Annotated in this window: 12 protein-coding genes and 3 pseudogenes; 9 read left to right on the top strand and 6 right to left on the bottom strand. The window is 38.5% G+C overall.

What is annotated here, in order from left to right; translation table 11 throughout:
- Positions 1–274: 274 nt before the first annotated feature.
- From HMPREF3249_RS06575 to rpsO, 3 genes are all read left to right on the top strand, one after another.
- Complete coding sequence (locus HMPREF3249_RS06575) at positions 275–1,447, top strand: MFS transporter (protein ID WP_059221495.1); 1,173 nt, start codon at positions 275–277, stop codon at positions 1,445–1,447.
- Positions 1,434–2,153 carry a pseudouridine synthase gene (locus tag HMPREF3249_RS06570; protein WP_081317644.1) on the top strand — a complete coding sequence of 240 codons (720 nt, stop codon included), beginning with the start codon at positions 1,434–1,436 and terminating at the stop codon, positions 2,151–2,153. The genes HMPREF3249_RS06575 and HMPREF3249_RS06570 overlap by 14 nt, the downstream gene beginning before the upstream one ends.
- A gap of 142 nt (positions 2,154–2,295) precedes the next feature.
- Positions 2,296–2,565, top strand: a complete 270-nt coding sequence (gene rpsO / locus HMPREF3249_RS06565; RefSeq protein WP_001018251.1) for a 30S ribosomal protein S15 — start codon at positions 2,296–2,298, stop codon at positions 2,563–2,565.
- Positions 2,566–3,112: 547 nt separating this feature from the next.
- Here rpsO and HMPREF3249_RS06560 read toward each other — a convergent pair.
- Genes HMPREF3249_RS06560 through HMPREF3249_RS09695 form a run of 3 tightly spaced genes read right to left on the bottom strand, consistent with a single transcriptional unit; the run spans position 3,113 to position 4,603 of the window.
- Positions 3,113–3,928, bottom strand: a complete 816-nt coding sequence (locus HMPREF3249_RS06560) for an IS3 family transposase (protein ID WP_004224646.1) — start codon at positions 3,926–3,928, stop codon at positions 3,113–3,115.
- Positions 3,925–4,182, bottom strand: coding sequence for a helix-turn-helix domain-containing protein (locus tag HMPREF3249_RS09700; protein WP_230937728.1), 258 nt, complete (start codon positions 4,180–4,182; stop codon positions 3,925–3,927). Before HMPREF3249_RS09700 ends, HMPREF3249_RS06560 begins: the two co-directional genes overlap by 4 nt.
- Before the next feature lie 28 nt (positions 4,183–4,210).
- Entirely contained in the window at positions 4,211–4,603 is a 393-nt protein-coding gene (locus tag HMPREF3249_RS09695; protein ID WP_004224648.1) for a transposase, read from the bottom strand.
- Between the two features lie 247 nt (positions 4,604–4,850).
- Here HMPREF3249_RS09695 and HMPREF3249_RS06550 point away from each other — a divergent pair, with 247 nt between their 5' ends.
- On the top strand, positions 4,851–6,377 hold the full coding sequence (locus HMPREF3249_RS06550) for an IS1182 family transposase (RefSeq protein WP_004224651.1): 1,527 nt from the start codon (positions 4,851–4,853) through the stop codon (positions 6,375–6,377).
- Positions 6,378–6,442: 65 nt separating this feature from the next.
- Here HMPREF3249_RS06550 and HMPREF3249_RS06545 read toward each other — a convergent pair whose 3' ends face one another.
- Positions 6,443–7,888, bottom strand: a complete 1,446-nt coding sequence (locus HMPREF3249_RS06545; protein ID WP_070867547.1) for an IS1182 family transposase — start codon at positions 7,886–7,888, stop codon at positions 6,443–6,445.
- Positions 7,889–8,530: 642 nt separating this feature from the next.
- Here HMPREF3249_RS06545 and ltrA point away from each other — a divergent pair.
- On the top strand, positions 8,531–9,808 hold the full coding sequence (gene ltrA / locus HMPREF3249_RS06540; RefSeq protein ID WP_004224222.1) for a group II intron reverse transcriptase/maturase: 1,278 nt from the start codon (positions 8,531–8,533) through the stop codon (positions 9,806–9,808).
- A 67-nt stretch (positions 9,809–9,875) separates the two neighbouring features.
- On the opposite strand, the pseudogene tpx reads toward ltrA, so the two are convergent.
- A pseudogene (tpx, locus tag HMPREF3249_RS06535) lies at positions 9,876–10,163 on the bottom strand (thiol peroxidase); the annotation flags it as partial.
- Between the two features lie 194 nt (positions 10,164–10,357).
- Here tpx and HMPREF3249_RS06530 point away from each other — a divergent pair.
- From HMPREF3249_RS06530 to HMPREF3249_RS06520, 4 genes and pseudogenes are all read left to right on the top strand, one after another.
- Positions 10,358–11,060, top strand: a pseudogene (locus HMPREF3249_RS06530) (ABC transporter ATP-binding protein); the annotation flags it as partial.
- Positions 11,061–11,167: 107 nt separating this feature from the next.
- Positions 11,168–11,266, top strand: a pseudogene (locus HMPREF3249_RS09805) (ABC transporter ATP-binding protein); the annotation flags it as partial.
- Position 11,267: 1 nt separating this feature from the next.
- A complete protein-coding gene (locus tag HMPREF3249_RS06525) occupies positions 11,268–12,014 on the top strand; it encodes an ABC transporter permease (RefSeq protein ID WP_004224213.1) in 747 nt (248 codons plus the stop codon).
- Positions 12,014–12,739, top strand: coding sequence for an ABC transporter permease (locus HMPREF3249_RS06520; protein ID WP_026129853.1), 726 nt, complete (start codon positions 12,014–12,016; stop codon positions 12,737–12,739). Before HMPREF3249_RS06525 ends, HMPREF3249_RS06520 begins: the two co-directional genes overlap by 1 nt.
- Positions 12,740–13,342: 603 nt before the next feature.
- Here HMPREF3249_RS06520 and HMPREF3249_RS06515 read toward each other — a convergent pair.
- Positions 13,343–14,134, bottom strand: coding sequence for a hypothetical protein (locus HMPREF3249_RS06515; protein WP_022525163.1), 792 nt, complete (start codon positions 14,132–14,134; stop codon positions 13,343–13,345).
- Between the last annotated feature and the right edge of the window lie 25 nt (positions 14,135–14,159).

The raw sequence follows: 14,159 nt of genomic DNA, 5'->3' as shown, positions 1-14,159 counted from the left end.
AAAATCGAGTTGTTCCATATGAGTCTTTCTAATGTGAGTTTGGTCGCTTTTCATTATAGGTCATATGGGACTTTTTGTATACATAAAAATAGCTCCATAACCTCTGCGGTGGTGTTACCCACTACAGAAATTATAGAGCCTATAAAGTTTCCCTTAAGTTGATATAAAAATAGCAACTTAGGGGGTGTTTGCTTTAACTTTGTGGATTATCAGATTGCGTCTTTTCATAAAAAACTGTATGATAGGGATAGTGTGATTTTAGAAAGAAGATAAGATGAAAAGATTCATGGAGAAGGCTAGTATTCTGGCTTTATCATTTGTGTTGACAACGGCATTTTCAATTTCCAGCGCCTTACCGGCAATGTTTCAGTTTTATAAGAATTATTCTTCTAGTCAGGTAGAATTATTAGTCTCCTTGCCATCTATTGGGATTATGTCTTTATTGCTTTTTAATAGTATTTTAGAGCGTTTTTTATCTGAGCGACAAATGATTATACTAGGGCTATTGTTATTTTCTCTTTGTGGTCTCATCCCATTTTTCAATCAAGCTTATGGTCTCGTTTTTGCTTCGCGATTTATTTTTGGTTTAGGGCTAGGTATGATGAACCCTCGAGCAATTGCGATTATTAGTGAGCGATTCCAAGGGAGAGAGCGTGTGCAGATGTTGGGCTACCGTGGGTCAGCAGAAGTTGTTGGGATGGCTTTGTTGACTTTAGCGGTCGGGCAACTCTTGCGTTTTGGCTGGACAACTACTTTTCTAGTTTATACAGTTGGCTTTATTATTTTAGCACTATATCTTTTGTTTGTTCCTTATGAAAAAAGCAAAGTCGATAAACATGAGCATCTCAAGTCTGCTCAGAAAATGACCACAAAACAAGTGCATTTAAGCATATTGTTGGCTTTTATAGCTGGAATGATTGTGTGTACTAATGTCGCTATCAATTTACGTATTCCAAGTCTTGTCTTACAGAATAAAATGGGAAGTGTTGAAACAGCGAGCTTAATTCTCAGCTGTATGCAGCTTGTCGGGATTCTAGCTGGCGTTAGCTTTGCCAGCTTAGTGAGTATGTTGAAAAATCGCTTATTGACAGTAACGGGAATTGTTTTTGGTTTCAGTCAAGTGATGATTGGTTTTTCGAGCCACATTTGGTTCTTAAGTTTAAGTGCTCTGTTGGCTGGTTTTGCTTATAGCGTATCTCTAACAGCTGTATTTCATATTGTATCAGAGAAAATTCCTGCCCATTTGGTCAATCGCGCAATAGCGATTGTTGTCTTGGGTTGCAGTAGTGGTGCTTCAGTATCAACATTCGTCCTATCCTTGATTGGAATCATTTCTTCTGTTCCAACCTTTATTTTTAGTGTACTAGGGGTTCTCATGATAGCAGTATCCATTTTAGCTGCTTTTGTCACTCATCAACAAAATGAGGAAAAAGATGCGATTAGATAAGTTTTTAGTAGAAATGGGGCTTGGTTCACGAACAGAAGTCAAACGCCTATTGAAAAAGAGGCAAGTTTTGGTTAATGGAAAAATAGAAACATCTGCGAAAATTCAAATAGATGAAAATCAGGACGAAATTTCAGTCAATAAGCGAGTATTGGACTATGAAAAATTTGTATATTATCTTTTAAATAAGCCGAAAGGAGTCATTTCAGCTACTGAAGATGCTAACCATCAAATAGTTTTGGATTTGTTAGATGAAAGTGCACGCCAGAAAGAAGTTTTTCCAGTTGGACGACTTGATATTGACACTCACGGACTTTTGTTATTAACCAATAATGGTGCTTTGGCACATGCGATGTTGTCTCCTAAAAAGCATGTAGCAAAAGTTTATCGTGCAAAGGTAGATGGGATTATAACTGAAAAAGATGTGGAGCATTTTGAAGCAGGAATAGAGCTCAAGGACTTTACCTGTCAGCCTGCAAAATTGACCATATTAGAAGTGAATGAAGAGCAGCAAACTTCTCTGGTGGAGATTATAATTTCTGAAGGAAAATTTCACCAAGTGAAGCGAATGGTTCAGGCTTGCGGAAAAACGGTAACAGATTTGGAACGCCTTTCTATGGGACCGCTTATGCTGGATGAGCGTTTGGAATTAGGCACTTTCCGCCGTTTGACAAAAGAAGAATTAGAAAACTCACTATTTTTGGTGTAGAACTCTAAGCCGGAATGTCCCATTTGACAAAACCTTTCCTTCTTGGTAGAATAAGGATGTCGTTAAAGACAAATAACTTTTTCTTGGTATTAGGTGGGCCAAGCCTAACACTCGGATGAAGCGTAAAGAAAAGGAGTCTATCATGGCAATCTCAAAAGAGAAAAAAAATGAAATCATTGCACAATATGCACGTCACGAAGGTGACACTGGTTCAGTAGAGGTACAAGTAGCTGTCCTTACTTGGGAAATCAACCACCTTAACGAACACATCAAACAACACAAAAAAGACCACGCTACTTACCGTGGTTTGATGAAGAAAATCGGTCGCCGTCGTAACCTTCTTGCATACTTGCGTAAGAACGACGTTAACCGTTACCGTGAGTTAATCAACTCTCTTGGACTTCGTCGCTAATCTTGCGTCTAAAACGTTTCTATACTTCGTTGGCTTCGCCTCGATGTACCATCAGTACAATCTTCGGCTTGTCGCCTTGTCTATAAACGTTTTATCCAGCAAGAATCATGATGCTAAGGGCGCCAAAAATCCGTATGAAAATAGGGAAACGATACAGTGTTTGATGAACACAAGGAGTTTCATCTTTTTCACTAGGAGTTTAGCCCGAGCTCAAATTAGCTCTCTGATTTCAGAGAGTTTTTTATTTTGTGACTTTTAGTCCGTCTCGCTCCGTAAGGTGCGAGACAAATAAACCACTTGCTATTGATATGCCCCCTGTCAAGTAGACAGGTAAAATATCTAATAATAGTGTCTGTTTTATAAGGTCAGTCGTACAAATAAATGTACGGCTGATTTTTTATGCAGACCACTTGGACTTGTACTGTTCAATTTTGTTATTCTTAGCGATTGGGTATGACAAAGGATGTTCTGATGTTAAGGCAGAGTTTCTTACTTCTCAAGGCGTTTTACAGTCGTATCTGCTTTGTGGTCGTTCATGACTATAAAATCAGATATAATCTTTGATGGCATATCGGAGGGAGGTCTCATCTGAAATATCATACATCTGATACATTTCTGATTTTATAATTCCCCAAAAACCTTCTATTGGGCCGTTATCAATACAATGACCTACTCTTGACATGGATTGAATCATATCAGTATCTTTCAACTTTTTTTGAAAGTTCTTATTAGTATATTGAAACCCTCTATCGCTGTGTAATATAGGCTTAGCTGTGGGATTTTTTTCAATGGCTTTGTCAAATGTTTTGAAGACTAACCGATTATCATTTCGACCACTTATGACAAAAGCAATAGGATAACGATCATATAAATCAAGTATGGCACTAAGATAGAGTTTCTTATGAGAGTTAGGGATCTTAAACTCTGTAACATCTGTTACCCATTTTTTGTTCGGAGCAGTTGTATAGAAGTTTCTTGCTAACTTGTTCTCTGCAGTTTCGTCAGGTTTAACAGTCTTGTATTTTTTCTTTTTCTTACGGATAAGGGCGTGAATATCGAGTTTTTTCATAATTCGGTGAATTCTCTTTCTCGAGTAATTCGTATGATTGAAATGATTAATCCAATCGGTCATTCTTCGGTATCCCAAGATATGTGAGAAACGTTCGTCATATTCTTTAATTAATTCCGCAATTTCTCTGTTTAATTGTTCTTGTTCTGGAACTATTCGATGTTTCCATTTATAAAATGCAGACCTTGTAATTCCGAGCTGATGGCACATCCAACTAATGCTCCACCCTTTGTTTGTGTTAAAGTGTTCGATCGCTAAGTATTTTGATTCATAACGCTGTTTACCTAGTCTCACATCCTTCCGAATTCTTTCACTTTTTTTAAGAGTTCAACAGTCATATCCTTCTCTTCTAACTGACGTTTTAAGCGCACATTTTCTCTTCGTAAACGTTCTAATTCATCAACCTCATCATCTAGTTTGTGACGACCTCTTTTATCAATTAATCCTTCGTCACCATCACTATCATACTTCTTCATCCACGAGTATACTTGGCTATAAGAAACATTATAAAGTGCCGCTGTTTCCTTATAATTGCGATTGTGTTCAATACAATAGTCGACAATCTCTTTGCGTTCATCAAATAGTGGTTTTACGTCTTGCTTTTGCCATATAGACCTCCTGTTTTGGATTGTAATCCTTAAGTTCTATATTGGCATTATACATCCTAATCCAATTTCGTAAAAGCCCTGAAGAAATATCATATTGATGAGCTAAATCAACAGATGAAGCCTCACCACTAATATATTTTCTAACAAGTTCCATTTTAAATTCTTTTGAATAGGAACGATTTTTTGTTTTCTTTGTCAATCCTAAAATCCCATATTTTTTATAAATAGCAGCCCAATCTTGAATCGTCCTTGTGGAAATATGAAGACAGTTACATATTTCGGACCTAGAACGATTACCATTAATATAATCAAGACAAGCTTGTTCTTTCTCGTATGGGGTGAATTTTTCTCTTCTAGACATAAAAATACCTCTTAAGTAGATTTTGGTTATTTACCATGTCTACTTAAGAGGTATCATATCAATAGCGGGTGGTTTATTTGTCTCGCACCTTCGAAGCGAGACGGACTAAAGTCACATAAAAAAAGAGTCTGGGACAATAGTCCCTTTGCTACAAAAAAAAGCAACGGATTTGCCGTTGCTTTTTGCATGGTTACGATAGCCTTGCTAAAATAGAATTGCTCAATAAACCATTTAGAAAGGCTATCCCATGCATATTCACTATAACACAAATCAAACGACTTTACCACTAGAACTTGCTTGCATTTTACCACAAGACCATCTTGTCTTTACCATTGAAAAAGTGGTGAATGCCTTGGAGTATAGTCACTTCCACGCTTTCTATCATAACTTCGGTCGCCCGTCTTATCACCCTAAAATGCTTTTAGCCGCTCTACTATTTGCCTACTCGCAAGGGATTTTCTCTGGACGAAAAATCGAAAAAATGATGATTGAAAATCTGGCTATGCAGTACCTAACAGGACAGTTGGTTGTCAGCTATCGCACCATCAATCGATTTCGAGTCGCTGAAGGAATGGAAGAGCTCATTCGTGATCTTTTCATTGACCTCAATCTTCGTTTGAAATTAGAAGAGTTAGTGACTTTAGATTGTCTGTTTATTGATGGCACTAAGATTGAAGCCAACGCCAACAAGTATAGTTTCGTGTGGAAAAAGGCAACGGACAAGTTTTCCCTCAAACTTCAAGAACAGATACAGGTCTATTTTCAAGAAGAAATCACACCCCTTATCCATCAGGCCATTAGGCTGGACGAAGAAGAACCGATTGCTTCAGAGCAGTTGATTGAATTCGCTCAAGTCCTCGAAGAAGAATTGGAAAAACTGAACCAAGACATTGAGGAGACCCCCGTTAAAGGGAAGGACGAACGTAAAACCCAACGTCGGAAACTCAAGAAAGTCTTGCGTAAAGTCAAGGATGATTTTTCAGTACGTGCTGAAAAATATGAAGGCTACCAAGAGACATTTGAAGGGCGTAACAGCTTTTCCAAAACAGATACAGATGCCACTTTTATGCGGATGAAAGAAGACCACATGAAGAGTGGTCAACTCAAGGCTGCTTACAATCTTCAAATCGCTACTGAAAATCAATTTGTTCTTCATTATGATGTCTTTTCAAATCCGACAGACACCAAGACTCTTCTGCCATTCCTTGAAACCTATCCGCATGACTTGAAGACCGTTGTCGCAGATGCTGGATATGGAAGTGAAGAGAACCTCCTTCGTTTAGATGAAAAGGAGGTGAACCACCTGATTAAATATGCCATGTTTGATCAGGAACAGAAGAAAGGGTATAAACAGTCGGCTAGAAACTTAGCGAATTGGTACTATGATGACAAGGAGGATAGCTACACTCATCCTGACGGGTGGTGCTATCGTTTTCATCATATCAAACATCAGAAAACACAGGCGGACTTTCAACAGGAAATCAAGGTTTACTACGCTGATGAACCTAAATCAGCCCCTCAAAAGGGACTATATATCAACGAACGTTATCAACACTTAAAAGCTAAAGAATGCCAAGCGCTTTTATCTCCCGAAGGTAGACAGATTTTCGCTCAACGTAAGATTGATGTGGAACCCGTCTTTGGGCAGATAAAGGCTTATTTGGGTTACAAGAGATGTAACCTAAGAGGCAAGCGTCAGGTGAAAATTGACATGGGTTTAGTGCTCATGGCCAATAATCTCCTTAAATACAATAAGAGAACGACTCAAACTTAAAAAGTTAGAGTTCCATAATTGGGAATCTCTAGCTTTTTTGTGACTGAGAACTATTTTGTCTCAGACTATTCAGATTGAAGACAAACTGGAATTTTAATCCAGTTTGTCTTTTCTTTTACGATTGTTATCATAATTGGTCTTGATAGGATTACTTTTATGCAAAATAAAAAGACTATTCCAGCCATTATCTTACTATATTTTTTCATATTCAAGCACGCTAAAGTAAGCCCAAGGGTTGCCTCCATTTTGGACTTTCCTTTTAGTCTCGTGTAACGTAAGTTGTGATATTCTTTAGCTGTTCCAAACAAGCGCTCAATGGTTTCTTTGCGCTGTTGATAGCGTTCCTTCATCCCTCTTTGGTGTCGGATGTCTTCACAAACCTCTAAATCATCTTTCCATAGATGACGAGTGATGACTTTTTGCTGATTTTTTGATTGGGTACAAACCGATAATAAGGGACAATACTGGCATACAGCTGGATTACTTTTATACTCACGATAGCCGTCTCGAGTAGTCGTTGAATAGGATAAGGGGTGATTTTCTGGACAGAGGTAAACATCATAGTACTCATCATACATAAATTCTTTTGGCCGAAGCATGTCTTTTTTATTACGAGGTCTTGTATAAGGAAAAACGGGTATGACACCTAGTGTTAATAAGTAATGAGCGATGCTTGGGGTTTTATAGCCAGAATCAGCGATAAGATAGTGAGGATTCAATGCTTTAATCTTGTCAAAGAGTTCAGGAAATGCCTGACTATCATGGATATTCCTAGCGTGGATACTATAGCCTAGTGCCCAGCCATGTTTATCGCAAGCTACTTGAGCATTGTAAGCAAAAACCTCTTTATGGTCACCCTTATGAAACCAGCCACTATCTGGGGCGGTTGGAGAGATTTTCTTACTGATGGGCTCTTTTTCTTTGGCGAGCCCTAGCGACTTTTTTCCCTGTTTTTCCCTGTCTTTGGCAATTTCTTTTTCCAATTGGTCACTCATAAATTTAGCTTGCGCATCAACTTCTTGATTGATGTATTTGTGATTGTTCGCTGCTGCCTTGATATGAGTCCCATCCACAAAGATTTCAGTGGGGTCAATCAAACCAGCATTGAGGCAGAGCCCTAAGATATGAGCAAAAATTGCTTCAATGACTTGTTTATCCTGGAAACGACGACTGTAGTTCTTGCCGTATGTTGTGAAATGAGGCACCTTATCTTCTAAAGTTAACCCAAGAAACCAGCGGTAAGCCACATTGACTTCAATTTCTTTGATGGTTTGACGCATGGAACGAATACCAAAGAGACATTGAATCATTGGAATTTTGACTAACATGACTGGGTCTAAGCTAGGACGACCATTATCCGCACAATAACTGTTTTCAACCAATTGATAAATAAATGAGAAATCAACTGCACGATCCATTTGACGTAAGAGATGATCTTTAGGAACCAACTCATCTAGGCTGTAGAACCCGACTTGATTTCGATTATAGTCAGGATTTTCTTTGTGGAACATAGCAATACCTCCCAGAATACCTTACCTTTATTATAACTCTAGATAAACAGAAAAGTCCTTAGAAAAGTGAATTTCTAGGACTTTGTCTTCAATCTGCAGAGTAGAATTTCATTCTACTCTGTTTTAAAGTACGACGGGCATGTCGTACATCTGAGGTGAAAGTCCTCCGCGGGCACCCGCTACCGGTGAACCCAATAGCGACTCCCAAGCCTGACTATCGCGAGGTAGCAAGGAGAGGAAGGGATAGCGAAATCGTGGCTCTACGAACAGAAACGTGATAACAAGGCGTATATAGGGGAAGAGGGGGCTTGAAACCCTAAAGTCCAAAAAGGTAGTCGTAACCTATGTGCGTAAATCACGAGAGTAAACGAGGAAAGATGTACGACTTATCCCGTGAGGTCTCATGAGCGTCAAAGACGTAGTAACAACGAATCATGAGAAGTCAGCCGAGACCATAGTAGTGATGAAACTTCTGTAATAGAAGTGGAGCGAAGGGTCGAACAATTAACCGAAGTATACCTACTTCACACGTGTCTGTAAAACGAATAGTCTGATAGAACTGGATGCGGTCACGTATTGACTAGAGGAAAGTTCACTAATATAAGATGTCCTCAGACACCGAAACAAGAAAGGAATACACACATGTCAGAACTACTAGATAACATTCTATCTCGTGAGAATATGTTAGAAGCCTATAACCAAGTGAAAGCCAATAAAGGCTCAGCTGGAATTGATGGCATTACTGTTGAAGAGATAGACAACTACCTTCGCCAATATTGGCGACCAACCAAGGAACTGATAAAACAGAGGAAATACAAACCTCAGCCAGTTTTACGAGTAGAAATTCCGAAACCTAATGGGGGAGTCCGTCAGCTCGGTATTCCAACTGTCATGGACAGAATGGTTCAACAGGCAATTGTTCAGATTATCAGTCCTCTCTGTGAACCTCACTTCTCTGAAACGAGTTATGGTTTCCGACCCAATCGGTCATGCGAAAAAGCCATCATCAAGTTATTGGAGTACCTTAACGATGGCTATGAGTGGATTGTGGATATAGACCTTGAGAAATTTTTCGATACAGTTCCTCAAGATAGGCTGATGTCACTTGTCCATAACATTATTCAAGATGGTGATACCGAATCTCTGATTCGCAAGTATCTTCATTCGGGCGTAGTCATCAACGGACAACGACATAGAACGTTAGTAGGAACACCACAGGGAGGAAATCTATCTCCACTCCTATCTAATATCATGCTTAATGAGCTGGACAAGGAATTGGAAAGTAGAGGACTACACTTTGTTCGTTACGCAGATGATTGTGTCATAACTGTTGGGAGTGAGGCGGCAGCTAAACGTGTTATGTATTCAGTTAGTCGCTTCATTGAAAAACGTCTCGGACTGAAAGTCAATATGACTAAGACCAAGATTGTGAGACCAAGTAAGTTGAAGTATCTTGGCTTTGGCTTCTGGAAGTCATCTGAAGGTTGGAAAAGTCGCCCGCATCAAGACAGTATACAGAATTTCAAGAGAAAGCTTAAGCAATTGACCATACGGAAATGGAGTATTGACTTGGATAGCCGTATTGAGAAACTCAACTGGCTTATCCGAGGCTGGATAAACTATTTCTCCATGACAAACATGAAATCTGTTATGGAAAGCATTGATGAACGCTTGCGAACACGAATTAGAGTTATCATCTGGAAACAATGGAAGAAGAAATCTAAGCGACTTTGGGGACTTCTTAAACTAGGCGTACCAAAGTGGATCGCAGATAAAGTATCTGGCTGGGGTGACCACTATCAGTTGGTGGCACAAAAGTCAGTCCTAAAACGAGCTATATCAAAACCAGTCCTCATTAAACGCGGACTGGTTTCTTGCTTAGATTACTACTTAGAACGACATGCGTTAAAAGTTAATTGAACCGCCGTATGCCGAACGGCACGTACGGTGGTGTGAGAGGGACTCGAAAGTAGCCCCTACTCGATTTTCCTTCAGCTGCGCACCATTTTCCTTGGGCAAAAGGCAGATCAACTGAAATGGTGATAACCACTGTATTGTCCAAATCAGACAGTCCTTGGTTGAAGTGGCGGGTTTGAGTAGAGCAGACGTCTGTATCAATGGACGGAATGATGCTCAGCACCTTCTTTTTGCCCGCGAAATCAGCCAGCGTCTTTTTGCTGAGGTCGGTTGATGTGAGTGAAAAGTCAGGTGCAGTGTCACCGACTTGAGGTTGCTTCCCTGTAAAAGTAACAGGATTTCCAAGAAAGGTTGTCATAAAAGTCCTCCAAATGAAATTTCTACTCCAGTTGTACTATATTTGAAAGAACTTTCTAAATAATTTGTTTGGAAAATTTAGGTCTTTTATTCTTACAAAAATGTAAGAATAAAAGGCTTTTTGTAAGCTTAAGTTATGGTAAGAATAAAAAGACCGTATTATACTAAAGTTATCAAAATGATAGGAGTAGGAAAATGAGAAATGTGATTGAGTTAAACCAAGTTACAAAAGTTTATGGCGATGCCAAAACAGTTAGTCTGGATAAAATAACCGTTAAGGAAGGAGAGATTTATGGTTTTTTAGGCCCAAATGGCGCTGGAAAAACGACCACGATGAAAATGATTTTATCTCTCATTCAACCGACTTCGGGGGAAATTTTAGTTTATGGCAAATCAGTGAGAGCTAAAACAGACTATTTGAATAGCATTGGATCAATGATTGAGGAACCATCTTATTATCCGAATTTGACAGGGTATGAAAATCTTTTAGTTTTTCAAAAGATGATTGGTTTTGACAAAAGAAATATTTGGCCTACACTTGAGCTTGTAGGCTTAGCTGAGGAAAAGAATAGGAAAAAATTAGTTAAAGCCTATTCTTTGGGAATGAAACAACGATTAGCCTTGGGTTTTGCTCTTGTTAAGAAACCTAAAATTTTGTTATTAGATGAGCCAACGAATGGACTTGATCCTGCGGGAATTCATGAAATTCGTCAATTAATTATCCGACTTGCTAAAGAGGAAGGTATCACTGTATTTATCTCCAGTCATATCTTATCAGAAATTGAACATTTAGCTGATCGTGTTGGTATTATTAACAGGGGGCAACTCGTCTATGAAGGAGATGTTGAAACGATAAAGTCCAATATGTGGATTGAAATTAGTGGAGACTTCTCACAACATAATATGCTTCAATTTTTGAATCAACAGACTAAAGTACCTATTCTTGAGGTTAAAAATGGGCAAATGAAGCTAAAAAATCTACCAGATGATCGAATTGCTTTACTCGTGAAAGAACTAGTCAGAGCGGGATATCCAATCTTTAGGGTTGTCAGAGAAAAAGAAAGTCTAGAAGATATTTTTCTAACATTAACAAAGGAGGCCTAGTATGGTAAAAGCATTGCAAATTGAGCTTCTAAAATCGAAGCGTACAAAATCTTTCGCTATTGCGATTGCGATACTTGGATTTGGATTTTTATGGACTATTCTTGTTTCAAAGGAAAAACTAACTGAGGTAGCGTTTTATTTCTGTAATCAGGATATCTATACCTTCGTTTTACCTCTGGCAATTAGTATATTTGCTTCGCGAATTGTGAGTAATGAGAAAGAAGGACGGACTTTTAAATTACAAGCAAGTAATGGCAGAGGAGTGAGTGGAATTTTTCATGATAAACTTTACTTCTCAACGCTATTCTTTATGGGCTTAGCAGTTATCTTTACAGGGCTTTTGGGAATTTATATAAGCTTGTTTAAGTGGCAGACTGTCTCTTTACAGTTGTTATTACTACAGGTACTCAGACTTTCCTTGTCAAGTTTTGTTCAAATATGTCTTTACATTTCTATCGCGATGTACTATGAAAAGCAAGGGCTGGTGTTATCTATGGGGTTTATTGGTTCCTTTGTCGGGATGATTTTTCAAGCGAGAACAGATCAATGGTGGGCCTTTTTACTTCCTTGGGAGGGAACAGGATTTTTGGCTCCCTATAAGTTTAGCTATAATTCTGTTACAAGTACTGCTGTCTATACACTTGATAATCAGCTTTTATTAAAGATCGGTATCTACATACTTTATGCTACACTTGTCTATGCACTAGCTAGAGGGGCTATTCAAGGTAGAAAGGGAATGATGATATGATAGGATATATATCTGCAGAGTGGCGAAAGTTACATAAAATGCAATTACTTGGAATTGGAATCTTGCTGTTGAGTATATCTAGTTTTATAGGCTTGAGCACTTATTTTCTTAATCGTTCTGTATTTGTGGAAGGAACTCAGACTTGGGTCATGTGGGGGCAGCTTACCTTATTAAATAGCCAGATATTTTATCCAGCATTATTAGCGATTTTTATGGGGATTAGCATGATGCCAGAATTTGAACGGACAACTCTTGAAATGTTGCGTGTCAATCAGGTGTCTCTTTCTAAATTGGTAATAAGCAAGATTCTTACAGTATTATTCGTAACAGTTCCCTTACAACTTCTTTTGGTCCTTATCTGGAGCGTAGCACTGAGCTTTGAACAGATACAGGTTATTCCAGAAATAGCTGTTCACCTCAAATGGGTATTTTTATCCTTGATAGGCTCTATCAGTATAATGATGGTACAGGCTTTTATCCTATCAAAGACTCGAAATTTTGCAAAATCTGTCGCTTTTTCAGCTATTGGCTCCATTGGCGGTTTTCTTCTTTTGTTTGTAGGAGAGGGATTGAGCCGATTTTATCCCTATTCTCAGATTATGATTGCTTTACGTAGTCGTGCTTTAACAGATATGTCATGGATGGAATTGCTTATTTTTGTTTTAATTAATGCAATTTATAGTATATTGTTTTTTGGTCTGACTGTCAGAGAGTTAAGGAAGTAAGCATAATTTAAAACACCTTGATGACTGCTGATATGATACCTCTTAAGTAGATTTTGGTTATTTACCATGTCTACTTAAGAGGTATCATATCATATGCGGGTGCGCAATGTTGGTTATATCCAAAAACTCCAAATGCGATACAATAAAGATATTCAGGATTACGATAAAGCGAAAGGGGAAAATATGACGTAAAAAGGTATATAGTTTATCTTATACAAAATAAAAGGGAGTGAGACAGAACCCATTTTGAAAAAAATCTAGTCCGTTGTCTTACTCCTACGAGGATGATTAGGCGCTCTTCCGAGCTTGAAAAGCAATAGGCTTGAGGACTTGCTTTGCAAAATCCACCAATTCAAAGTCGTGTTTTTGACACATCCTTATGGATGTTTTATTTCCGACATCCAATAATCCAGTAGACTATTGGAGTGGTTAGCTGTAGCATCGTTAATTTATTAAACGGTCTCCTTTGAAGCTAGAAACTTTCGTCCCAGTATCCAATCATGTGTGCTTGTAAACTACTTGTTTGATGGGAATTATGATGGAAAACAATGTCCCTTGTTACAAGATCTCATTTCTCTTTTTAATATATTGTAGAGATGTATTTTACCAAGGCAATCCCGCTTCTGCAATTTCCTTCTTTGAAGCATATTGACCATTTGGGCGATGCCATCTGCCCCTCTTATCTCTAAAATAGCCACTAGCAGCTATAGCCTCTTGTTGTTGAGATGCTGCTTGTCTCTCTGCCTCTTGTCGAGCTTGCTCAGCTCGTTGCTGAATTGCATTTTGTACAAGATTAATTCGATGTTGAAGAGCTCCTTTTTTATTTGGATCGGTAATTTGCTCAACGGCAGCTTGAGCTGGAGCAATGTTCTCGGCTACTTGATTATCCTCAAGTTGTTTAACAGCCTGTTCACCTTGCTGGGTGATGCGCTGAATTTGAGCTTCTTTTTGAGCCTGTTCTTCTTTAGCTTTTCTCTCTGCCGCCTCTTTTTGTTTTCGCTCTTCCTCCGCTTTCTTCTCTTTCTTTTCTTTTTCGAGTTTTTCTTCTTTTTCTCTACTAGAATCGGAGTTTGAGGAGGAACTGCTTGCTTTTGAAGAGTTTGAAGATGAAGTTCTAGATGTAGATGGCACTACTTGGGTTTGACTTTGTTGGCTTTCAGAGGATTCAATATTGAATTTACTTACTGTATAGCTTCCTAGTATTCCTATTATCGCTACAGCAATTGCTATATTTCTTTTGAAAACACTTGGATTTCGCTTGGCGAAATACCAAATACCAAAAACACCACCTAGAAACATTAATGGCATTGTAATTGGAGACAATAAGATGATTAGAACAACACTCATGATAGCAAGAACGATGTTGAGCCTAGAATTATTTTTCCACTTTTTCATATTTCCCTCACATAAATTGGTTTTC

This window comes from Streptococcus sp. HMSC36C04 (assembly GCF_001839535.1).
In the GTDB taxonomy this organism is placed as follows: Bacteria; Bacillota; Bacilli; order Lactobacillales; family Streptococcaceae; genus Streptococcus; species Streptococcus hominis.
The sequence above is the reverse complement of the archived record's forward strand: the minus strand, read 5'-3'. Positions and strand labels throughout refer to the sequence as shown.

Bases quoted from the DNA above. Each gene is read 5' to 3' on its own strand.
- HMPREF3249_RS06525 (WP_004224213.1), top strand. From the start codon at position 11,268: ATGGTAAAAGCATTGCAAATTGAGCTTCTAAAATCGAAGCGTACAAAA.
- HMPREF3249_RS06570 (WP_081317644.1), top strand. From the start codon at position 1,434: ATGCGATTAGATAAGTTTTTAGTAGAAATGGGGCTTGGTTCACGAACA.
- HMPREF3249_RS06550 (WP_004224651.1), top strand. From the start codon at position 4,851: ATGCATATTCACTATAACACAAATCAAACGACTTTACCACTAGAACTT.
- ltrA (WP_004224222.1), top strand. From the start codon at position 8,531: ATGTCAGAACTACTAGATAACATTCTATCTCGTGAGAATATGTTAGAA.
- HMPREF3249_RS09695 (WP_004224648.1), bottom strand. From the start codon at position 4,603: ATGTCTAGAAGAGAAAAATTCACCCCATACGAGAAAGAACAAGCTTGT.
- HMPREF3249_RS06515 (WP_022525163.1), bottom strand. From the start codon at position 14,134: ATGAAAAAGTGGAAAAATAATTCTAGGCTCAACATCGTTCTTGCTATC.
- HMPREF3249_RS06575 (WP_059221495.1), top strand. From the start codon at position 275: ATGAAAAGATTCATGGAGAAGGCTAGTATTCTGGCTTTATCATTTGTG.
- rpsO (WP_001018251.1), top strand. From the start codon at position 2,296: ATGGCAATCTCAAAAGAGAAAAAAAATGAAATCATTGCACAATATGCA.
- HMPREF3249_RS06545 (WP_070867547.1), bottom strand. From the start codon at position 7,888: ATGTTCCACAAAGAAAATCCTGACTATAATCGAAATCAAGTCGGGTTC.